Here is a 20,908-nt window from a genome sequence, read left to right on the forward strand (position 1 = left end):
GATGGCTGGACCATTACAGGGGGTTCGCGTCATTGAACTGGCGCGCATTCTGGCTGGCCCATGGGCTGGCCAGACACTGGCCGATCTGGGCGCGGACGTGATCAAGGTCGAATCCCCGCAAGGCGACGACACGCGCCGCTGGGGGCCACCCTTCATCGACCGCGACGGCACACCAGAGGCGGCCTATTTCCATGCCACCAATCGCGGCAAGAAATCCGTGACCGCCGATTTCCGCACGCCCGAAGGGCAGGAGAAAGTTCGCGCCCTGATCCGCGACGCCGATATTGTGATCGAAAATTTCAAGCTGGGCGGATTGGCGAAATACGGGCTGGATTATGCCAGCCTGTCGGCCGAATTTCCGGGGCTGATCTATTGCTCGATCACAGGGTTCGGGCACACTGGCCCCTATGCCAGCCGCGCGGGCTATGATTACATCATCCAGGGCATGTCAGGGTTGATGTCGGTTACTGGCCCCGCTGACGGGCAGCCCCACAAGGTGGGCGTGGCGGTCACCGATATTTTCACCGGAATTTATGCCAGCACGGCCATTCTGGCCGCCCTTCATGCGCGCGGGCACACCGGCAAGGGGCAGCATATCGACATGTCCTTGATGGATTGCGCCGTGTCGATCATGGCCAATCAGGCAATGAACTATCTGGCCACCGGCACTGCGCCGGGGCGGCTGGGCAATTTTCATCCCAATCTGGCCCCCTATCAGGTTGTGCCTTGTTCGGATGGGCATATCATCATTGCGACCGGCAATGACGGGCAATACCAGCGCCTGTGTTCGGTTCTGGGACTGGACGCACTGGCGCAGCACCCCGATTACGCCACCAATGCCGTTCGCGTGCACCACCGTGACGCGCTGTCAGACGTGATTTGCGCACGCACTGCGGGCTGGACCAAGGCCGATCTGCTAAGCGCATGCGAGGCGCAGGGCGTGCCCGCAGGGCCGATCAACACCATGGACGAAGTATTCGCCGACCCGCAGGTTATTGCGCGCGGGCTGCAACTGGATATGTGCGGACTGAAGGGCGTGCGCGCGCCGTTTACGTTTTCGGACAGTGATCTGGATTTCAGCCGCCCCGCCCCCGCCTTGGGGCAGGATGACCCGACCTGAGGCGCACGGACGGATCGGCGGGTCATGCAGAACTGGCCAGCTTTGGCCTTTGCGCCGCGCCTTCGGCATATCCGACCGCTGCATCCCGTCAAATCCGCACGCACGACCTGATCAGCACATGTAATAAGGGCCTGCATTTTTGCAGGCCCTTATTCAGTTCGTCACATGACGCGGCAGGTATCAGAATTTGAAACCGATGCCGACATTGGCGCTGGTATTGCGCACGCGTGTGTTCTCAATACCGACGGAATTCACGCGGGTATGCGCAACACCGCCGCGCACCAACATGTTGTCGTTCAGCATGTAATCCACACCAACGCCCACAGTGCCACCTGTGGATGTGTCAGACGATTCGCCACCACCACCGGTGCGCAGGAATGTCGGGCCTGCATTCACATAGGCCAATGTGCGCTGGTCTGCGCCCAAGGGGACACCAGCGGACAACAGCAGCGACGCGCTGCCGCGAATGCTGTCATCACCCGGCAGGGTCGAGCTGCCCGGATATACCGGCGTCACCACGCCTTCGACACCCAGAACGGCCTGCCCCATATCCATGCGGTAGCCGCCGAACAGGCTGGCTGTGCCGCCGTTGCGGTTGGGCGCGTTATTCAGGCTTAGCTGGCCATAGCCCAGCTGCGCACCTGCATAGCCACCCGTCCAGCTAAAACGTGGCGCGGGGGGCGTCATGGGTTGCTGCGGCTGTGTCACCGGTGGTTCAACAGTTGCATCGGCGGTTTTGGACGTTGACTGTGCGAAAGCGGGCATCGCCAGAAGGCTGGCTGATACTGCTGCAGTTGCGAAGGTCCTGATCATGATTCTTACCTCATTCGTTTATAGGCCAGCGTCAGGTGTGACGCCCAGGTTGCAGGTAATTGACTTACCCTGTGACCGTAACCCGCCAGACCGCTCACAGTTCCACACATCGAGGTGAGGGTTGCGTGAACTGGCATTTTTATGCCGATTGCTTTATTGCGTGCGCTCAAATCAAATGACACGACAGGGCCGATATCAGGTATGACACTATTGCTTCTTGCCCTTGCAGGCCTGTTCGCAGCTGCATTTCTGGCCGCAACGATCATTCCCTTCCAGTCGGAAGCGGTCTTCATTGCCATGCAGGCCGCCAACCTGACAACAGTGGTTACGCTGGTGGTGGTGGCATCATTGGGCAATACGCTGGGGGCTTTCGTAAATTACGCCATTGGCGCGCGGGTGGAACAGTATCGCGACCGGCGCTGGTTCCCCGCCCGCCCCGCGCAGCTGGAACGCGCACAACGCTGGTTTGCCCGCTATGGCGTGTGGTCCTTGCTGTTAAGCTGGGCACCGCTGCTGGGGTGGTTCACACTGGTTGCGGGCATCATGCGAACGCCCTTGTGGCAATTCGCCATTCTGGTGGCCATCGCAAAGACCACGCGCTACACGCTGCTTGCATGGCTGACATTGCGCGCGGTCGATCTGGTGGCCTAAGCGCACGCTACAACCCCGCCGCCTGCCGCAACAGGTTCAGCCCCGTCACAACCAGCATGATCAAGGTCCAGCGCCGGAAACGATCGGCGTTCAGCCGGTCCTGAATGAAATACCCCACCCACAGGCCAATCATCCCCGGCGCGACCATCGCGGCCGAAAACCACACGGATTGCGCATTCAGCACCCCTGACGCGCTATGGCCCGCAATCAGCGCAATCGCACCCACCAGAAACACAACCCCCAACACCCGCACCATATCGCGTTTGCCGGTATCGACGGAAATCAGATACATCATCACCGGCGGTCCCCAGACCCCCGACACCCCGCCATACAGCCCCCCAACCGCGCCGCTGATCCATTCCGCACGCCTGCGCCGGTCCACCCGCACACGCAGTGGAATGTTCATCAGTTGCAGCACCGCAAACGCCACAATCGGCCCGCCCAGAATGGCCAGCAAAACCGCATGCGGCAGAAAACTAAGCATCTGCGCGCTGATCAACAGCAAAACCACCAGCGCCAGCAACATGCGCCAGTAGACCTTGACCGATGCAAATGCCGCCGCACTGCCCTGACGAAAAGCCTGACTGATATTCGTGACCAATGTAGGCAAGGCCAGCCCCGCAAGCGCCAGCTCCACCGGCATGATCGAACTGAACCCCGAAATCATGACCATCGGCATGGCAAAGCCCAAAGCGCCTTTGACCAGCCCAGCAAATAGCGAAATGGCAATCGCGGCCAGAAATGCGGACAGGGGCAACCCCGCGAAAACAACGTCCAGCATTTCATAACTCCTTAAGATTTCACGCCCGCGCGCAAGATAGGATGGATCGCAGGCGGCTGCACCCCGATTCAGGCCATGGACACGCCCCATCGCAGCACCAACGCCCACAGATCACGCCTGCGCTGGCAACGCGCCCCACTCGCGCGACAGAATGATAAAGAAAAAGCGCATTAATTTGAATTTTTCTTGCGCAGCCCTGTTGAAGTCTCTATGTCATGCTGCATATGCGAAATAGAGAATGACAATGACCGGAGTGACCCATGCCGCATGATGGACAAATAGTGCCGACGATCCTGCTTGATGATCTGCTTGCGTTGACAAAAGCAGCCCTGTCCCCTGCCGAAGATGCATTGGCGCAGGCCAAGGACAACATGCGCGCACGCGTGGCCCCCGCAGGCAAGGTGGATGCTGCCCTGCTGGAGGGGGACCAATACGCGGCGCACGCGCTGGCATGGCTGGCAACCTATGTCGAAAGCCTGCGCCAGATGCAGGGTTGGGCGGAACAGCTGCACGCGGATGGCAAGTTTGGGCAGATGGAGCGCCTGATTCACCAGATCGGGTTTGGCGAATACCTGAACCAGATCGCAGGCGGCATTGCCATGACACAGGGCGAGGTGGCGCGCCTGTCGGATCTGGGTGTCAGCGTTGATCTTGACAGCGGCGCCGCCGGACAATTGCGCGCGGCTGGCAACAGCGATGGCGCGCGCATGGCATTGGTTGCGCTGATGCGCCAGAATCATGGCCGCGCGACATTCGGCGCAACGGGTCTGGACGACGATCTGGAAATGATCCGCGACCAGTTCCGCCGCTATGCCGAAGAACAGGTCACCCCCCACGCCCATCAATGGCACCTGAAGGACGAATTGATCCCGATGTCGGTGATTGACCAACTGGCGGAAATGGGCGTGTTCGGCCTGACCATCCCCGAAGAATTCGGCGGGCTTGGCATGCCGAAGGCTGCAATGGTGGTTGTGTCCGAAGAACTGTCACGCGGCTATATCGGGGTTGGCAGCCTGGGCACGCGCACCGAAATCGCCGCTGAATTGATTATCTGTGGCGGCACCGATGCACAGAAGGAATACTGGCTGCCCAAACTGGCGTCGGGGGAAATTCTGCCGACAGCCGTTTTCACCGAACCCAATACCGGATCGGACCTTGGCGCATTGCGCACGCGCGCGGTCAAAACGGGGGAAGATTGGGAAATTACCGGAAACAAGACATGGATTACCCATGCCGCGCGCACCCATGTCATGACCGTGCTGGCGCGCAGCATTCCCGAAACGCAGGATTATCGTGGCCTGTCCATGTTTCTGGCCGAAAAGGAACCCGGCACCGATGAACACCCCTTCCCCACCCCCGGCATGACCGGCGGCGAGATAGAGGTGCTGGGTTATCGCGGCATGAAGGAATATGAACTGGCCTTTGACGGCTTCAAGGTGAAGGGTGAAAACCTGCTGGGCGGGATTGAAGGGCAAGGGTTCAAGCAATTGATGCAAACCTTTGAATCCGCGCGCATCCAGACTGCGGCGCGCGCCATTGGTGTGGCCCAGAATGCGCTGGAAGTGGCCATGCAATATGCCGAAGACCGCAAGCAGTTCGGCAAATCCCTGATCGAATTCCCGCGCGTCGCCAGCAAACTGGCGATGATGGCGGTGGAAATCATGATCGCGCGGCAACTGACCTATTTCAGCGCGCGTGAAAAGGATGCAGACCGCCGCTGTGATCTGGAAGCGGGCATGGCCAAATTGCTGGGCGCGCGCGTGGCATGGGCCGCCGCCGATAACGGGTTGCAAATTCATGGCGGTAACGGGTTTGCACTGGAATACCAGATCAGCCGCATTCTGTGCGATGCGCGCATCCTGAACATATTCGAGGGGGCCGGCGAAATTCAGGCGCAGGTCATCGCGCGGCGTTTGCTGGGATAAGCAAGCCCCATACGCCGACACAGGGCGCGCGGAGGGAGGAGCCGCGCGCCCTGTTTCATTTGCGGGCGCACGGTTTGGCCTGAAGCAGACATCTGGACTGCCCCAAGGCGCGGAGCAAAGGCCGAAGGCCGCCGCGCCATCGGCGGGCCGTCCCGCGGCCTGCCGATTTGGTCAGCGACACGCCAAGCCTTGGAAGTAAGGATATGCAGCTTGCATAAACTGCATTCCCATAATGTCGGATCGGCAGACCCCGGCCCACCGATGGCGCGGGCTTGGTTCCAATGCGAAGGGCAGCTTCAGGCCAACTTCAACCGGTTTGCACTGCCAGCCGGCAAGCAAAGCTGCAACAGCTGGGCCGGATAAATGATCTGGGGGATTTTATTCGTCACCTTGCCCCCCCCTGTTGCATGCGGCCGGATCGCCAGATCCCGACCGCGCGGGCATTCGGACAGCCGAACGCCTGCCGCGCATGTTGCGTAATGGTATGCCATCCGCCCCGCCCCCTGTCGTGTTCGCGGCACACCCAGCGTGACACGCAGGCGGTCCAATGGGGGCGCAGGTCTGTCATTCCGGCGATCTGGTGAAATCGAAATCATCCAGCCGCGCGCCGCGCCGGGTGATCTTGTCGGCGGAAATACGAATGCCCGACAGGTCGTTCTGCACCTGCGCGAAATGGCTTTCCAGCTTGGCCACACGCGCGGCCACACGTTCGGCATCTTCGACCAGCAACTGCACTTCGCGGCGCACAGCGCGCGCTTCAGACCGCAGGCGCGTATCCTTCATCACGGCGCGCAAGGTGTTCAGCGTGGCCATCATCGTGGTGGGGGATACAATCCAGACCTTGGCCACAAACCCTTCGCGCACGACATCGGACAGGTTGGCGTGCAGTTCCGCATAAATCGCTTCAGATGGCAGGAACATCAGCGCGCCATCGGCGGTTTCACCGGGCAGGATATAGCGTTCTGATATTGCCTTGATATGCGCGCGCATGGCCTGTGCCAATGCGCGGCGCGCCGTCATGCGCGCGCCATCATCGGGCGCGCGTGTCAGGGCCTGATACGCTTCCAGCGGGAATTTCGCATCCACAGCCAGCGGCTGCGCCATATGGATCAGCGCATCCACCCGCCGCCCGTTCGACAGGCTGGCCTGCAAGCTGAAGGCATCGGGCGGCAGTGCATCTGACAGCAGCGCTTCAAGCTGCACCTCGCCAAACGCGCCGCGCGCCTGTTTGTTGGACAGAATATCCTGCAAGGACAGCACATTGCCAGACAGCGCTTCAATTTTGGCTTGTGCCGCGTCAATCACCTGCAAGCGTTCGCGCAAGGCCCCCATGCTGGATGCTGTGGTCTGCGCATTGCCCGCAAGTGTGTCGCCCATGTAGCGGCCCATATCGGCCAGCCGCGCTTCCACCAGAGAGATCACCTGCGTCTGGCTTTGGGCCACATGCCCCAGCCCGCCTGCAAGTTGGTTCTGCGTATCCGACAGGCTGGACAGGCGCGCATCCAGCCCCGACAGAACGGCAACCGCGCGCAACAAGCGCCACAGCACGAAAACTGCAACCACGCCAAGCGCCAGCGCAATCAGCAGCGGGTCGGTCCAGTCAATGTTCATTTGCGACCGAACAGCTTTTCAATATCATCCAGACCCAGTTCCACATAGGTGGGCCGCCCGTGGTTGCACTGGCCAGAATGGGGTGTCGCTTCCATTTCACGCAGCAGCGCGTTCATTTCTTCCAGCCGCATGGCGCGGCCTGACCGGACAGACCCGTGACAGGCCATGCGCGACAACACTGCATCGATACGCGCTTGCAGGCTTTGGCTTTTGCCAAGATCGGCCAGTTCATCCAGCATATCGCGGATCAGCGCGCGTGCATCCACCGCGCCCAGCAATGCGGGTGTTTCGCGCACCACGATCGCACCGCCCCCGAACGCATCGATCACCAGCCCCAACGCCGCCAGATCATCCGACAGGGCCAGCAGTTGCGCGGCATCCGCATCGGGCAGTTCCACGATTTCAGGGATCAGCAGCGCCTGCGCGGCCACGCCGTTTTCCGCGCGCTGGCGTTTCAGCCGTTCATAGACCAGCCGTTCATGCGCAGCATGCTGGTCCACAATGACCATGCCGCGCGCAGTCTGGGCCACAATGTAGTTCTGATGCAATTGCGCCCGCGCTGCCCCTAACGGCGCGTCATCGGGCACGGGTGCTGCCGTATCGGGCGCATCATGGCGCGCTGATATCGCTTCGGCCCCTGACCAGAAGGCGGCGGGTGCATCATCCATCTGAAACGGGGCCTGCAACTGGTAGCTGGCCGCGCGGGCCTGCGCAGACGGGCGGTCCATCTGATAGGGGGCATGTTGATACGGCACGGGCGGTGCGGCCTGCGGCTGCATCGCCCCCAGCATCGCGCCCGCAACCGTGCTGGACGCGCGGTGCCCCGCATTGGCCAGCCCGTGGCGCAGCCCGCTAACGACCAGCCCCCGCGCCAGCCCCGGATCGCGAAAACGGACTTCGGATTTAGCGGGGTGAACATTCACATCCACCAGATCGGGCGCGCAGGTGATGAACAGTGCCGCGACAGGGTGGCGGTCGCGTGACAGGAAATCCATATAGGCCGCGCGCAAGGCCCCGATCAGCAGCTTGTCGCGCACGGGGCGGCCATTGACGAACAGATATTGCGCCACGGCTGCCCCGCGCGAATAGGTGGGCAGACCGGCAAGCCCTGTCAGGTGCAGCCCGTCGCGCTCTGCATCGATGCGAATGGCGTTGTCGGTGAATTCACGGCCCAGAATGGCGGCCATCCGGTCTTCCAGCGCGTCAAACAGCGCACCTTGGGCGGCATCGGCGCGGAAAATCTGGCGCGGGGCATCATTGGACACATCCGACAGCGTGAAACTGACATAAGGTTCGGCCATGGCAAGCCGTTTCACCACATCGGCGATGGCCTGCGCCTCGGCCCTCTCTGATCGCATGAATTTCAGCCGTGCTGGCGTCGCGTGAAACAGATCGCGCAATTCCACAAGCGTGCCGTGTTGCGCGGCGTCTGGCCGGACCTGCCCTACACGCCCGCCATTGACGGTGATGCTCGCGCCGTCCCCGCCCTGCGTGCGAGAGGTGATAACCAGTCGCCCCACAGCGCCAAGGCTGGGCAGCGCTTCGCCGCGAAACCCAAAAGACCGGATATTCAGCAAATCTGTCCCGTCAATCTTGGATGTGGCATGGCGTGACAGCGCAAGTGGCAGGTCGTCAGGGGCCATGCCATGCCCGTCATCGCGCACGCGGATCAGGGTTTTGCCACCATCGCCGTAAGCCACGTCAATGCGGGTAGCCCCCGCATCCAGCGCGTTTTCAACCAGTTCCTTGACCGCAGATGCGGGCCGTTCCACCACTTCGCCAGCCGCAATGCGGTTGGCGCAAGCTTCGTCAAGCTGGCGTATTTCGGGGCGGATATTGCGGTGCGCGGTGTTCATACCACAGAATATAGCATGCCTGCCGCGCCACTGCCAAGGTGCTATTCCAGCCCTTCGGGTTGTCCCACCACCACGAAATGCAGCGCATCCGCATCATACAGGCGCGCGGCCATGGCATTGACCTGATCCAGCGTCAAAGCGTCAATCAGGTCATTGCGGATATTGACATAATCAATGTCAAAGCCCTGATACTGCATCGACGCCATGGTCGACGCAATCGCGGCATTACCGTCAAACCGCAGCGGGTAGGCCCCTGTCAGATAGGTCTGGATGCGCGACAGGTCTTCTTCAGTAATGCCGCTTTCGGCAATTCCCGCCCATTCCTCGCGCAGCAGATCGATCGCTGCCGCCGCGTTCACATTGTCGGTGGACATGCGCCCCTGATAGCTTTCGCCCAACAGACCAGAGGCCAGAAAACTGCCCACGCCATAAGTCAGGCCGCGCTGCACGCGCAGGCTTTCCATCAGCCTTGTGCCAAAACGGCCACCGCCAAACACTTCATTCACGACATAGGCGGTCAGGAAATCGGGGTCATCCCGGGCAATCCCGTCATGACCAAACGCAATCACCGATTGCGGGCCATCGAAGGGAATCACCTCTAGCCCTGCGGGGGCGGAAAATTCGGCGCGCTCGGGGATAGGGGCGCCCTGCTGCGGAATGCCCTCGAACAGCCGGTCGATCAGCCGCGCCAATTCATCCGCATCAATATCGCCCGCGGCCCCGATGAACACGCGGTCACGCGCAAACGCGCCCTGATGGGCGGCAAGCAGCGCGTCGACATCCAGCGCGGCCACGGTTTCCACGGCGCCATCACTGCCCCGTCCATAAGGGTGGCCCCCATAAGCGGCCTGTGCGAAAGCCCGCGAAGCCAGCGTGTTGGGGTCCAGCGCGTCACGGCGCAGTTTCGACAGCATCTGTCCGCGCACCCGTTCAACAGCATCCGCATCAAAGCGCGGGTCGGTCAGGGCCGCGCGCACATGGTCAATCACATCATCCGCATCTTCGGTCAGAAACCGCACGGACACCGACACGGTATCGCGCCCGGCATCAAACCCGATGCGCGCGGCCAGTTCTTCGCTGCGCGCGGCGTATTCCTGCGCGTTCATGTCCCCTGCCCCTTCGGACAAAAGCGCGGTCATCAGGCTTGTTGCACCGGCGGTCGCATCGCTGTCCAGCGTAGCGCCACCCGCGAAGATCAATTCCAGCGCCACAAAGGGGATGCTGCGTTCCTCGACCAGCCATGCCTGCAACCCGGAGTCTGATGTGACAGGGGTAATGGACACTTCGGCGCGCAGGGGTGCGGCAAGGGCCAGGAACAGACCAAGGGTCAGGGCCAGCAAACGGGTCATTGTGTCACCTCCGATGTGCTGGTTGCAGTGGGCTGGGTCAGGTAGCCTGTGACCGAATTGCGGCGGTCCAGCAGCATCTGGCCTGCGGCGATCACATCCTCCCGCGTCACTGCGTCCAGCGCGTCCACCCAGCCATCAATGTCATCGACGCCAAGCCCGACGGACAGGCCAACACCATATTGGCGCGCGCGGCCCTGCATGTCGTCAAGCGCGTATATTTCCGACGCCCTGATCTGATGGCGCACGCGGTCAAACTGCGCCTGATCAACGCCTTCTTCTAGAAAATCGGCCACGGCTGCATCAAGCGCTGCTTCTGCGTCTTTCAGCGTGACGCCCTCTACCGGCGCAATTCCAAGGCTGAAGGTGCCATAATCGCGCGCCATTCCGTTGTAACCCGCCCATGCTTGCAACGCGATGCCCTGTTCAAAATTCAGGGTTCGTTCCAGAACCGATGTGGTGGAACTGCCGCCCAGAAGTGCTGCCAGCATTTGCAGCGCCGCTGCCTGCGACTGATCGCCCGCGCGGCGTACAGGGGCCAGATACATGCGGTTGACATAGGGCGTGCCCACGCGCGCATCTTCAAACCGCAGGCGGCGTTCTGCCAGATGTGGGGGTTCCATAGTGCGCGACACGGGCGCGATGGCCGGGTTAGGCAACACAGGTCCATAAATCTGCTGCGCCATTTCCAGTGCATCGCCGGTGTCCACATCCCCTGCAATCACCAGAATGGCGTTGTTCGGGCCATAATGCTGATCGTAAAAATCCATCGCATTCTGACCGGTCAGGGTTTCCATCTCATGGCGCCAGCCGATGATCGGAATGCCGTAGGGGTGCGATTTATACAGCGCGGCCATCATGCTTTCGTTGAACTGCCCGCCCACGCGGCTTTCCAGCACCTGCCCGCGTTCTTCCAAAATGACGGCGCGTTCGGGCAACCAGTCATCTTCGGTGAAGGACAGGTTTGCCATACGGTCCGCTTCCATCTGCATCATCAATTCCAGCCGGTCGGACGCCACACGCTGGAAATAGCCGGTGTAATCCCAGCTGGTGAAGGCATTGTCGCGCCCGCCATTGGCCTCGACCACGCGGGAAAATTCGCCCGATTCCATGGTGTCGGTGCCCTTGAACATCAGGTGTTCCAGAAAATGCGCGATGCCCGATTGCAGCGGCGGCTCATCTGCCGCGCCGACCTTGTACCACACCATATGCACGACAACCGGCGCGCGGCGGTCCTCAATAACGACGACCTCCAGTCCATTCTCGAATGTGGTGTGGGTTACAGGTTCGGCGCTTGCGGCACGCAGCGCCAACAGGCCGATCACGACGAAAGCTGTCAGACGGAAAAACATAGGATGCGCATACCTTTGGGTCAGAAAAACTGCTGTGGTGCAGAAACTACTGCCGCCGGGCACAGGTTCAAGGGGGTCAACGCGGTTGTTACCGCGTCAGCCCCGACAGAGCGTGTGTGCAAAGCGTCCCGAACCGTGAAAGGCGCAGATCAGTTTTCCAGCAATTCGCGCGGCGGTGCAGTGGGCGTGCGTGCGCCTGCGCGCCGCCAACGATCCAGCTCGGCGTATTTGTCCAGCCACATATGTTCATAGGCGTCATAATAGACATTCACGCCAAAAACACGTTCCAGCAGCCTGCCGCGATTGCGCTGGCGATGTTCCAGATCTTCGGCGGCAAGTTGCGCGCGAATATCGCCGCTGCGCCCGAAACGACTGGCATAATTGACAATGCCGCCATCAGCCGCACCCGGATTTAGCGCAGCCGCAGGGCTGCCGCCCAAGGCGCGCGCGACATCTGCGCGCGGTTGCGGATCGACACGGTTGCCACCGCCGGGATTGGGCGTGGGCAAGGCTGCCAGATCATCGGGCATTTCCAGCGGTAATGTGGGCAGGATTGCGAATTCATCAGGGCCGCGATCCTGCGCGCCTGCATGCATCAAAATGGGATCACTTGAATCCGAGCAGGCCCCCAATGCCAGCACGGACGCGCCAAGGGCTGCAAAAACCACCTGCCTGACTGCCATTCCGACCCCCTTCAATCCAACACTTCGCGCTTGGTCTTAGCGCATTCCAATCGTAACGTCACGCCCTGTCGCAGCCCCAAAGCACAAATTCGCGCCTTACTCTGTCCGCCTGCCCTTTTCACTGCGGCCCGCGAACACGATCAACCCGAAAGCGCCCGCAAAAACCGCAACATCAGCAATGTTGAAAGAATACGGATTTTGCAGACCACAACAAGACATGTTGATGAAATCAGCAACCGCGCCCCAACGCAACCGGTCAATAACATTGCCCAAAGCCCCGCCAATCAGCAAACCGGCAGAAACCTGCATCCATTTGCGCGCCCCGTCACGGCGCACCCAAATCCATACCCATGTGCAAATCGCCAGCGCAATCGCAATCAAAACCGCGCGGGCCGCCCAGCTTCCTGAACTGAACAGCCCGAAATTTATGCCGGTATTCCACGCCATCGCAAAATTCAGATAGGGGTCGAACACAGGGATGAACAGGCGTTGGTCCAACCCCATGACGTTTACCACGGCCCATTTGCTGGCCTGATCGGCCACCAGAATAACGGCCAGAACCCCGATTGCGATGCGCATACCCATGGCCCCGTTCAGTGCCGGAAATGGCGTTGGCCGGTAAAGACCATGGCAAGGCCCGCCTCATCTGCGGCGGCGATGACGTCATCATCACGCATTGACCCGCCCGGCTGGATAATCGCGCGCGCACCTGCGGCGGCTGCGGCCAGAAGCCCGTCCGCGAAGGGAAAAAACGCATCTGACGCCACGACAGACCCTTGCGTCAACGGTGCATCCAGACCCAGCGCTTCAGCCATGTCCTGCGCCTTGCGCGCGGCAATGCGTGACGAATCAACACGGCTCATCTGGCCCGCCCCCACGCCCACGGTCGCGCCATCCTTCACATAAACGATGGCATTGGATTTGACATGCTTGGCCACTTTCCACGCAAACAGCAGATCGGCCAGTTCCGCATCGGTGGGGGCGCGTTTGGTCACCACCTTCAGATCATCCGGGCCGATCATGCCATTGTCGCGATCCTGCACCAGGAACCCGCCGGATACCTGCTTGAACGCAAGCCCGCCAAGGGCCGGATTGGCCAGCCCCTTGGTTGTCAGCAGGCGCAGGTTCTTCTTGGTGGCGAAATGGTCAATCGCGGCCTGATCGGCGGCAGGCGCAATCACCACTTCGGTCAGTATACCGGTGATCGCCTTGGCGGTGTCCAGATCCAGCTTCATGTTCAGCGCAATAATCCCGCCAAATGCCGATGTCCGGTCACAATCATAGGCGCGCGCATAAGCTTCCGCCAAACTCGCCCCGCGCGCAACGCCACAAGGGTTTGCGTGCTTGATGATGGCGCAGGCAGGCCCATCGGATGGCGCAAACTCCGACACCAGTTCAAAGGCTGCATCCGTGTCGTTGATGTTGTTATAGCTTAATTCCTTGCCCTGATGCTGGGTGGCCGTGGCCACGCCGGGCCTGTCGGACCCGTCACGGTAAAACGCCGCCGTCTGATGGGGGTTTTCGCCATAGCGCAGGGTTTGCGCCAATGCGCCGGCAAATGCACGGCGGCGCGGGGCTGCATCGTCAATTGCGCCAGCCATCCATGTGGACACTGCCGCGTCATAGGCGGCGGTGCGCGCATAGGCGCGTTGCGCCTGCTTGCGCCGAAAGGTCAGCCGCGTCTTGCCGTCCTGCGCGTCCAGTTCGGACAGCAGCGGCATGTAATCTTCGGGGTCGGTCACGACAGTCACGAAATCATGGTTCTTGGCGGCGGCGCGAATCATTGCGGGGCCGCCAATGTCGATATTCTCGATGGCTTCACCATAGCTTGCGCCGCGCGCCACTGTCGCTTCAAACGGATACAGATTGACCACCAGCAGATCGATCGCCTTGATCCCGTGCGCCACCATTGCACCAACATGCGCTTCATCATTGCGCAGCGCCAGCAAGCCCCCATGAACGCCCGGATGCAGGGTTTTCACGCGCCCGTCCATCATTTCAGGAAAACCGGTCAGGTCCGACACATCCTGCACAGCAAGCCCCGCTTCGCGCAAAGCGCGCGCCGTGCCGCCGGTGGACACAAGCTCCACCTTGCGCGCAGCCAGCGCCTTGGCCAGATCAATAAGGCCGGTCTTGTCGGAAACGGATATCAACGCGCGTTTCAGCGGGGCAAGGTCAGTCATCGGTGAAGGCATCCTTGGTCAGATCTTACAGTTCAGGCACAGCCAGCGGGTTTTCCTGCATCGTATCGCGCAGGGCAATCGGGGTGTCCTGCGCTTTTGCAACAACCCAGTTCACCTGGCTGGTATAGTCTTGTGCGCGCAAGGACAACACGATCTGAAGACTTGCGCGCGGTTTCAGGCGGGCTTTTTCCAGATAGACCGACGGCGCAAGCGTCAGGGCATGGCCATCAGCGCGAAACACCCAGATTTCGCCCGACCGCAGCACAATGGACACCGCCATGCCGTTCATGTCGACCGAGGCATCGACTTCGGGGTGCAGGTGAAACCGCAGGCTATAGGCAATACCCGCGCCGCGCGTGCGCGCCAGTACATCATCGAACCGCTTGCGCGCCGCGCGCCCGCTGGACAACAGCATATCCTCGCCGCTCAGGACGCGGCCATCTGCCGACAGGTCCAGAAAGCGCGTATGCTCCAGCCCGTGTGTGTCCAGATAGCCGTCATGCGACAGCGCGACCGCGCGCGAATAGGACGTATGGCGAAAATCGCAGCCCACGTTGCGCGGCCCGTCCGTCAGCTTCAGGCGGTTGCGGTCCGTGCCCATGAACCGGGCCGAGGAATAGCCGTCAATCGACAGGGTTGAATGCGACGCACTTGCACGACTGGCGCGCTGCCAGTCCACCCCCAGACTGGTGCCGTCGCCGCATGACACCACCACCGGACGCCGGTTCGATGTCAATTCAAACGCCAGCGTCGAGGCATGCGCGCGCCCGGGCGCCGCACCAACCGGCGGCGGGGCTGCATCAACAATCACTGTGCTGCGCCCCGCAGACAGCCGCGCAAACCCCATAACCTGCCCTGCGGGGCCTTTGGGTGGCATCGGGTTCAGGGTGTCATGCACCGCCAGCGCGGCCACCAGATCGGCCTCATTTCCGCGCCCGCCACCGTGAAACCGCGCAAGCCCGCCATCGGCGTGGCGCAACATGCGCAGCGCAGCCGCCACACGCACCAGAAGCCCCAGCATTCGGGGGTCGGGTGCGCGGCCCTGTTCATCCAGCGCCTGCGCCGCCCATGACAGCAGCACGAAGATCTGCAACAGATCTTCTGGACTGCGCGTGGCAATGCCGCCATCCTTGCCAATCTGGCGATCACAATCGGCAATCAACGCACGCGCGGTAGGCTCTATGCGCCGCTCCCATCCTTCCAGCGACAGGGCCGCAAACAACAAGCCAGCATGCGCCGTAATGCGCGGCAACCCCGGCGCCGCCTTGCCCGCGCGGCGCGCAAGAAACGCGGCATGATGCGACAGCGCACGCAGGAAACGGTCCTGAAAGGGCTTTTCCTGCCCTTGCATCAGCATCACGGCATGGGTCAGCCAGTTCATCAACCGCCGCCCCGCCACACCCGCGCCCCAACCTGGGCCACGCCCGCGCCCATAGCGTTCCAGCCAGTCTGCAAGGCCCGTCTGCCCCAGTTTGCGCGCATTCTGGTCGCCCACGGCCGCAAGATCATCCAGCCAGTCGAACCCATGCAACGCATCGACAGCAGCGCCCGATATGGCCCTGAACGGCACGGCACCGTCGGATTTCAGCAATTCGCCCGCCATCAGGAAATTTCCCGCAAGCATTTGCTTGCCGCGCGCGAATTGCCCTGTGCCACGCGGTTGCGGATGCGCGACCAGCGCCGTTACAGGCTGCCCGCGCGCCAGCAACCGGGCGGCAAGACGGTCCATGAACCCGACCGGAAGGGTGCCTGTCGTGGAAAACTGCGTCACTGGGAACCGGACCTGTCTGGAATCATAATCATAATTCGGCGGGGTTTACTGCGGCGCAGAATAACCCACAAGCGAAGGTTTTGTCAGCCTTTGCGCGCAAGTCTTGCGGGTCGCAAGGCAAATTACCCCATATGTTGCAAAACTATCATATAGAACCCGTCCATGCCGCCCAATTCCTGCCAATAATCAGGGCGTGTGCGAATGCCCCCCTCAGGGGTGCGCCAGTCATCGGGCACGCCGGGCAGATCAACGCGTATCGCCTGAACATTGTGGCGGGTCATGGCGGCGGTGGCCTGCGCGTCGCCCTCGTCCGGCAGCAGCGAGCAGGTGCAATACACCACCCGCCCGCCTGCGCGCAAAAGGCCCTGCGCGGGGTCCAGCACACGGTCCAGAAGCTGCGCCTGCAAGGTGCACAGCGCCTTGACATCGGCGCGGCTGCGCAGATGGGGCACTTCCGGATGACGCCGTATGGTGCCCGTGGCCGAACAGGGTGCATCCAGCAAGATCGCGTCAAAGGGTGCGTCTGGCGTCCAGTGCAGCGCATCGCCCTGCGCCACATCTGCCACAAGCCCCGTGCGCGCCAGATTTTCGCGCAACCGCACCAGTCGCGGGCCGGACATGTCCAGCGCGCACACCCTCGCCCCGCCTGCGGCAAGTTGCATGGCCTTGCCCCCAGGGGCTGCGCATATGTCCAGCACCGACAGGCCCTGCACAGCACCCAGCAAACGCGCAGGCAGGCTGGCGGCGGCGTCCTGAACCCACCATGTGCCGCCATCATAGCCCGGCAAGGCGCTGACCTGCCCTGCCTGATGCAGCCGCAGGCTGCCAGTGGGCAACAGCTGTGCGTCCAGCCCTTCGGGCAGGGTGGACGGGTCGCGCAGGGTCAGATCAAGCGGTGCAGGCTGTTGATGCGCGGCCTCGATCGCTTGGGTGACGGGCGTGCCATAGGCGTTTTGCAGCGCACCGCGCAGCCATGCAGGCAGGCGCGGCACAGGGGTTTGCGCCCAGTCCTGTGCCGTATGCTGTGCCATCTGGCGCAGAACCGCATTCACCAATCCTGTCAATTTAGGCTCGTTCGCCCAGCCGCGCGTCAGCGCAACCGCATCATTGATCACCCCATGCGCAGGCGCCCCCAACGCCAGCATTTCAACACATGCAAGGTGCAGCACCCACGCCACGCGGTCCGGCGGGGATTTGCGCAAGGCGCGGCGCAACAGATGATCGGCGCGGCCCGTCTGGCGCAGCGTTTCCTGCGCCAGCCTTGCGGCGCGCGCGCGCCCGTCCGGCGGCAGGGCCGCGAAGCTGTCTTGCGGCGCGACACGCGCATCCGACAGGCTGCGGCGCTGCTCATATACTGCGGCGATCAGGTCTAATGCGGCGGTGCGCGGCGCAACTGTGGCAGATTGGGGCATGAACGGTTTCTTGTCCTTTGGTATAATCGGCGTATATCAGGAATAGGAATATGACAAGCAGGCCCCACATGCCCCCGATTGACCCCAAAGACACTGCCCCCGCCCCCCGGACCGAAGCAGAGCGCCGCGCCGAATTGCCGCTGGCCGCACAGCGCGCATTGGCCGAAGCAGAAGCGCGCCGCGCCAGCACGCCAGACCTCGACCGCCCCCGCGAACTGGGCGGGCGCAAGGGACCGGAACCCGTGCGCTATGGCGATTGGGAGAAAAAGGGCATCGCCGTCGATTTCTGAGCGCTTGTGGCGGAAAGACGGCAACAGGTTCTCTGCGTCGCAAGCATGCGGTATCAAAAGGTCGGAATGCGATGCAGGCACGTTTTGAACACGGCTTGCGCATCCGCCCATCGGCAGGCGGATTACGCTTTCCCGTTTGACGACGGCCGCATAGTGCAGGTTTTGCTGTTTCGCGCGTCGCGGGCGAATGCGCCCCACAGCACCGGACGCGTTGCCAGTTTTATCGCTAAGCATTGCCTTGGCCGCCACGGTGGGCGCATATATACAAGGCTGCCTTATGGGGACGTCGACATATACACCAAGCCCGCGCCATCGGTGGGCCTGGAACTGCCGATCCACCGTTATATGAATACAATTTATGCGGGCTGCATACTCCTGCGTTCAAAGGCTTGAACTGTCGTCTGGGTAATCGGCAGGCCGTGGGACGGCCCACCGATGGCGCGGCGGCCTTCGGCCTCGATTCCGCACCTTTGCGCGTCCCCTACAGGCCACACCCCCCGCAAGCGCGACGGTCTGTTCAGATCAGCCGCCACGACCCGCTAGAGCATATAACGTTCATTCGCATTCACGAGTCATGCTCTAACTTATTGATTTCGCATGTTCGAGAAGCACAAAACCGGTTCCCACTTTTGAGCAACATGCTTGTATTCAGGGCCGCGTCACGCCCGAATAAGCCGGACCGCACGACGGTCAATTCACAGGAACCACCATACCTTTGTCGCGCGCCAAGGTGCGCATGCGTGCTTGCAGTTTTTCAAACGCGCGCACCTCGATCTGGCGGATACGTTCGCGGCTGACCTCGAATTGCTGGGACAAATCTTCCAGCGTCACCGGGTCTTCGCTCAGGCGGCGGGCGGTCAGAACATCGCGCTCGCGCTCGTTCAGGGCATCCATTGCTTCGACAAGCAATTCGCGGCGCAGGTCCAGCTCGTCACGTTCGGCATAATCGGCGGCCTGATTTGCATCTTCATCTTCCAGCCAATCCTGCCAGCTTGACGCCCCCTCCTCGCTGCCGATGGTGGCATTCAGCGAACTGTCACCACCTGACAAACGGCGGTTCATGGCGATGACCTCGCCTTCGGTGACGTTCAGTTCGCGCGCGATACGGGCTACGTTTTCAGGCCGCAGATCCCCGTCTTCCAGCGCGCCGATCTTGGATTTTGCCTTGCGCAGGTTGAAAAACAGCTTCTTTTGCGCACTGGTCGTGCCCAGTTTGACCAATGACCATGACCGCAGCACATATTCCTGAATGCTGGCCCTGATCCACCACATGGCATAAGTCGCCAGCCGGAACCCCTTGTCAGGATCAAACCGTTTGACCGCCTGCATCAGCCCGACATTCGCTTCGGATATGACTTCGGCCTGTGGCAGGCCGTAGCCGCGATAGCCCATGGCAATTTTTGCGGCAAGACGCAGATGGCTGGTCACCAGTTTGTGCGCGGCTTCGGTATCCTGATGGTCCACCCAGCGCTTGGCCAGCATGAATTCCTCTTCCGGTTCCAGCATGGGAAACCGGCGGATTTCCTGCATGTAGCGGTTCAGCCCCTGTTCCGGGCTTGGCGCTGGAAGATTGGCATAGCTGCTGCTCATGGAACATCCCCTTATCACGACCGGTAAGTGCAGATATGCGTGACACTTTCAGTATTCAAGCAAACCTACGTCATAATTATTTCTATCAGGTAAACGCACAGGCGCGAGGGTTTGAAACACTCCTCACCTGCTTGTGTCATCAGGTGAGGGCTGCAATGCCGCAAGAAGCGCCGCGAAATCATCCGGAAGGGGCGCTGCAAATTCCAGCGCTTCATCCGTGACGGGGTGCACGAAACCCAGTGTCGCCGCATGCAGCGCCTGACGCGAAAAGGCGCCACAGGCCTCAATCGCGCTGGATGGCAGGGCCTTGGGCGATAGTTTGCGCCGCCCCCCGCCATAGACCGGATCGCCCACCAACGCGTGACCAGCATGGGTCATATGCACGCGGATCTGGTGGGTGCGCCCGGTTTCCAGCCAGCATTCGACCAGCGCCAGTTGGGCCGGCGTGCCAAAGGACTGCAAAACGCGCGCGCGTGTCACCGCATGCCGCCCGCCGGACCACACCACCGCCTGACGCTGCCGGTCGGTGCGATGCCGCGCAAGCTGGCTGGTGATTTTCATGATGTTTGCCATCTCGAAACTGACACCACGCGCGCCGCGCAACCGCGGATCGCCCGCATCGGGGCAGCCATAGACCAGCGCCAGATAACGCCGGTTCACGCTATGGCGTTCAAACTGCGTGGCCAGCCCATGATGCGCGCGGTCGGATTTCGCCACAACCAGCAGCCCGCTTGTGTCCTTGTCGATGCGGTGCACAATTCCGGGCCGCTTTTCACCCCCGATGCCCGACAGGCTGTCACCGCAATGATGCAACAGCGCGTTCACAAGCGTCTGGTCGGGCGAGCCGGGTGCGGGATGCACCACCATGCCCGCCGGTTTGTTGATCACAATCAGGTCTTCATCTTCATGCAGCACATCAAGCGCAATGTCCTGCGCAACTGTGGCCACCTGTGCGCTATGCACGACATGCAAGACCAGCACATCGCCTTCGGCCACCTGCGCGCGCGGATTGTCCAGCACCACATCGCCGCGCCGGACCGCGCCATCGGCAATCATGCGCATCAGCCGCGAGCGTGACAGCGCCGCTTGCTCTGGCACATCGCGGGCCAAGGCCTTATCAAGGCGGCCAGGGGGCTGCGGCCCGATGACAACCTGCAATTCTGTGAAAGGCGTTTCTGCCATGACCCTGCCCCCGGACATGCCCCCGCCAGAAGGACAATCCCCCGACGTGCGTTTGGTCAAACGACTTGTTGTCGTGCTGACCAGTGTGATGATCCTTGGCGTCATAGTCATCATTGGACTGCTTGTCACCCAGATAGCCCGCAGCCCTGCCCCGTTTGACCTGCCCGACAACATCAGCCTGCCCGAAGGGGCGCGCGCACAGGCTGTCACCTTGTCGCGCGACTGGGTTCTGGTTGTGACGGAAAACCAGACCGTGCTGGTGTTTGACCGCCGGAACGGAACGCTTTTGCACGAAATGGACCTGCCGCAACCCACGGAAGAAAACCTGTCAACCAACTGAAC

Annotated in this window: 18 protein-coding genes; 5 read left to right on the forward strand and 13 right to left on the reverse strand. The window is 61.7% G+C overall.

Going from position 1 to position 20,908, the window contains the following annotated elements; translation table 11 throughout:
- Position 1 precedes the first annotated feature (1 nt).
- Positions 2 to 1,120 (forward strand): CaiB/BaiF CoA-transferase family protein, encoded by a 1,119-nt coding sequence (locus P8S53_RS11340; RefSeq protein WP_277804075.1) that lies wholly within the window; start codon positions 2 to 4, stop codon positions 1,118 to 1,120.
- 180 nt (positions 1,121 to 1,300) lie between these two features.
- Here P8S53_RS11340 and P8S53_RS11345 read toward each other — a convergent pair whose 3' ends face one another.
- Positions 1,301 to 1,933 (reverse strand): porin family protein, encoded by a 633-nt coding sequence (locus tag P8S53_RS11345; protein ID WP_277804076.1) that lies wholly within the window; start codon positions 1,931 to 1,933, stop codon positions 1,301 to 1,303.
- A gap of 201 nt (positions 1,934 to 2,134) precedes the next feature.
- Between P8S53_RS11345 and P8S53_RS11350 the strand changes: the two genes are divergently transcribed.
- Entirely contained in the window at positions 2,135 to 2,584 is a 450-nt protein-coding gene (locus P8S53_RS11350) for a YqaA family protein (protein ID WP_277804077.1), read from the forward strand.
- Positions 2,585 to 2,591: 7 nt separating this feature from the next.
- Here P8S53_RS11350 and P8S53_RS11355 read toward each other — a convergent pair whose 3' ends face one another.
- Positions 2,592 to 3,365, reverse strand: a complete 774-nt coding sequence (locus P8S53_RS11355; RefSeq protein WP_277804078.1) for a sulfite exporter TauE/SafE family protein — start codon at positions 3,363 to 3,365, stop codon at positions 2,592 to 2,594.
- Positions 3,366 to 3,625: 260 nt separating this feature from the next.
- Between P8S53_RS11355 and P8S53_RS11360 the strand changes: the two genes are divergently transcribed.
- Positions 3,626 to 5,290, forward strand: coding sequence for an acyl-CoA dehydrogenase family protein (locus P8S53_RS11360; RefSeq protein WP_277804079.1), 1,665 nt, complete (start codon positions 3,626 to 3,628; stop codon positions 5,288 to 5,290).
- A 564-nt stretch (positions 5,291 to 5,854) separates the two neighbouring features.
- On the opposite strand, the gene P8S53_RS11365 is transcribed toward P8S53_RS11360, so the two are convergent.
- The 9 genes from P8S53_RS11365 to P8S53_RS11405 all read right to left on the reverse strand — a co-directional run bounded on the left by P8S53_RS11365 (position 5,855) and on the right by P8S53_RS11405 (position 17,504).
- The gene (locus tag P8S53_RS11365; RefSeq protein WP_277804080.1) at positions 5,855 to 6,901 is read right to left on the reverse strand and encodes a DNA recombination protein RmuC; all 1,047 of its coding nucleotides are present in this window, start codon (positions 6,899 to 6,901) and stop codon (positions 5,855 to 5,857) included.
- Positions 6,898 to 8,757, reverse strand: coding sequence for a DNA mismatch repair endonuclease MutL (gene mutL, locus P8S53_RS11370; RefSeq protein WP_277804081.1), 1,860 nt, complete (start codon positions 8,755 to 8,757; stop codon positions 6,898 to 6,900). Before mutL ends, P8S53_RS11365 begins: the two co-directional genes overlap by 4 nt.
- A gap of 41 nt (positions 8,758 to 8,798) precedes the next feature.
- The gene (locus P8S53_RS11375) at positions 8,799 to 10,106 is read right to left on the reverse strand and encodes a pitrilysin family protein (protein WP_277804082.1); all 1,308 of its coding nucleotides are present in this window, start codon (positions 10,104 to 10,106) and stop codon (positions 8,799 to 8,801) included.
- A complete protein-coding gene (locus P8S53_RS11380; protein WP_277804083.1) occupies positions 10,103 to 11,455 on the reverse strand; it encodes a pitrilysin family protein in 1,353 nt (450 codons plus the stop codon). The genes P8S53_RS11375 and P8S53_RS11380 overlap by 4 nt, the downstream gene beginning before the upstream one ends.
- A gap of 149 nt (positions 11,456 to 11,604) precedes the next feature.
- Positions 11,605 to 12,138 (reverse strand): DUF3035 domain-containing protein, encoded by a 534-nt coding sequence (locus P8S53_RS11385; RefSeq protein ID WP_277804084.1) that lies wholly within the window; start codon positions 12,136 to 12,138, stop codon positions 11,605 to 11,607.
- A gap of 96 nt (positions 12,139 to 12,234) precedes the next feature.
- On the reverse strand, positions 12,235 to 12,717 hold the full coding sequence (lspA, locus tag P8S53_RS11390; protein WP_277804085.1) for a signal peptidase II: 483 nt from the start codon (positions 12,715 to 12,717) through the stop codon (positions 12,235 to 12,237).
- Positions 12,718 to 12,731: 14 nt separating this feature from the next.
- Entirely contained in the window at positions 12,732 to 14,321 is a 1,590-nt protein-coding gene (gene purH, locus P8S53_RS11395) for a bifunctional phosphoribosylaminoimidazolecarboxamide formyltransferase/IMP cyclohydrolase (protein ID WP_277804086.1), read from the reverse strand.
- 25 nt (positions 14,322 to 14,346) lie between these two features.
- Complete coding sequence (locus tag P8S53_RS11400) at positions 14,347 to 16,092, reverse strand: heparinase II/III family protein (protein WP_277804087.1); 1,746 nt, start codon at positions 16,090 to 16,092, stop codon at positions 14,347 to 14,349.
- A 122-nt stretch (positions 16,093 to 16,214) separates the two neighbouring features.
- Positions 16,215 to 17,504: an RsmB/NOP family class I SAM-dependent RNA methyltransferase gene (locus P8S53_RS11405; protein ID WP_277804088.1), complete on the reverse strand. Its 1,290-nt coding sequence runs from the start codon at positions 17,502 to 17,504 to the stop codon at positions 16,215 to 16,217.
- A gap of 68 nt (positions 17,505 to 17,572) precedes the next feature.
- Here P8S53_RS11405 and P8S53_RS11410 point away from each other — a divergent pair, with 68 nt between their 5' ends.
- The gene (locus P8S53_RS11410) at positions 17,573 to 17,794 is read left to right on the forward strand and encodes a DUF1674 domain-containing protein (protein ID WP_306417918.1); all 222 of its coding nucleotides are present in this window, start codon (positions 17,573 to 17,575) and stop codon (positions 17,792 to 17,794) included.
- A gap of 690 nt (positions 17,795 to 18,484) precedes the next feature.
- On the opposite strand, the gene rpoH is transcribed toward P8S53_RS11410, so the two are convergent.
- On the reverse strand, positions 18,485 to 19,384 hold the full coding sequence (gene rpoH / locus P8S53_RS11415; RefSeq protein ID WP_277804090.1) for an RNA polymerase sigma factor RpoH: 900 nt from the start codon (positions 19,382 to 19,384) through the stop codon (positions 18,485 to 18,487).
- Between the two features lie 123 nt (positions 19,385 to 19,507).
- Entirely contained in the window at positions 19,508 to 20,566 is a 1,059-nt protein-coding gene (locus tag P8S53_RS11420) for an RluA family pseudouridine synthase (protein ID WP_277804091.1), read from the reverse strand.
- On the opposite strand from P8S53_RS11420, the gene P8S53_RS11425 reads away from it, so the two are divergent.
- Positions 20,565 to 20,906, forward strand: a complete 342-nt coding sequence (locus P8S53_RS11425; protein WP_277804092.1) for a DUF6476 family protein — start codon at positions 20,565 to 20,567, stop codon at positions 20,904 to 20,906. The two genes, P8S53_RS11420 and P8S53_RS11425, sit on opposite strands and share 2 nt — an antisense overlap.
- Positions 20,907 to 20,908 lie beyond the last annotated feature (2 nt).

Origin of the sequence: Roseinatronobacter sp. S2, from assembly GCF_029581395.1 — a bacterium.
GTDB lineage: Bacteria > Pseudomonadota > Alphaproteobacteria > Rhodobacterales > Rhodobacteraceae > Roseinatronobacter.

Bases quoted from the DNA above. Each gene is read 5' to 3' on its own strand.
- purH (WP_277804086.1), bottom strand. From the start codon at position 14,321: ATGACTGACCTTGCCCCGCTGAAACGCGCGTTGATATCCGTTTCCGAC.
- P8S53_RS11355 (WP_277804078.1), bottom strand. From the start codon at position 3,365: ATGCTGGACGTTGTTTTCGCGGGGTTGCCCCTGTCCGCATTTCTGGCC.
- P8S53_RS11405 (WP_277804088.1), bottom strand. From the start codon at position 17,504: ATGCCCCAATCTGCCACAGTTGCGCCGCGCACCGCCGCATTAGACCTG.
- P8S53_RS11420 (WP_277804091.1), bottom strand. From the start codon at position 20,566: ATGGCAGAAACGCCTTTCACAGAATTGCAGGTTGTCATCGGGCCGCAG.
- P8S53_RS11360 (WP_277804079.1), top strand. From the start codon at position 3,626: ATGCCGCATGATGGACAAATAGTGCCGACGATCCTGCTTGATGATCTG.
- P8S53_RS11345 (WP_277804076.1), bottom strand. From the start codon at position 1,933: ATGATCAGGACCTTCGCAACTGCAGCAGTATCAGCCAGCCTTCTGGCG.
- P8S53_RS11385 (WP_277804084.1), bottom strand. From the start codon at position 12,138: ATGGCAGTCAGGCAGGTGGTTTTTGCAGCCCTTGGCGCGTCCGTGCTG.
- P8S53_RS11350 (WP_277804077.1), top strand. From the start codon at position 2,135: ATGACACTATTGCTTCTTGCCCTTGCAGGCCTGTTCGCAGCTGCATTT.
- P8S53_RS11375 (WP_277804082.1), bottom strand. From the start codon at position 10,106: ATGACCCGTTTGCTGGCCCTGACCCTTGGTCTGTTCCTGGCCCTTGCC.
- mutL (WP_277804081.1), bottom strand. From the start codon at position 8,757: ATGAACACCGCGCACCGCAATATCCGCCCCGAAATACGCCAGCTTGAC.
- P8S53_RS11425 (WP_277804092.1), top strand. From the start codon at position 20,565: ATGACCCTGCCCCCGGACATGCCCCCGCCAGAAGGACAATCCCCCGAC.
- P8S53_RS11340 (WP_277804075.1), top strand. From the start codon at position 2: ATGGCTGGACCATTACAGGGGGTTCGCGTCATTGAACTGGCGCGCATT.
- P8S53_RS11365 (WP_277804080.1), bottom strand. From the start codon at position 6,901: ATGAACATTGACTGGACCGACCCGCTGCTGATTGCGCTGGCGCTTGGC.
- rpoH (WP_277804090.1), bottom strand. From the start codon at position 19,384: ATGAGCAGCAGCTATGCCAATCTTCCAGCGCCAAGCCCGGAACAGGGG.
- P8S53_RS11380 (WP_277804083.1), bottom strand. From the start codon at position 11,455: ATGTTTTTCCGTCTGACAGCTTTCGTCGTGATCGGCCTGTTGGCGCTG.
- lspA (WP_277804085.1), bottom strand. From the start codon at position 12,717: ATGCGCATCGCAATCGGGGTTCTGGCCGTTATTCTGGTGGCCGATCAG.
- P8S53_RS11410 (WP_306417918.1), top strand. From the start codon at position 17,573: ATGCCCCCGATTGACCCCAAAGACACTGCCCCCGCCCCCCGGACCGAA.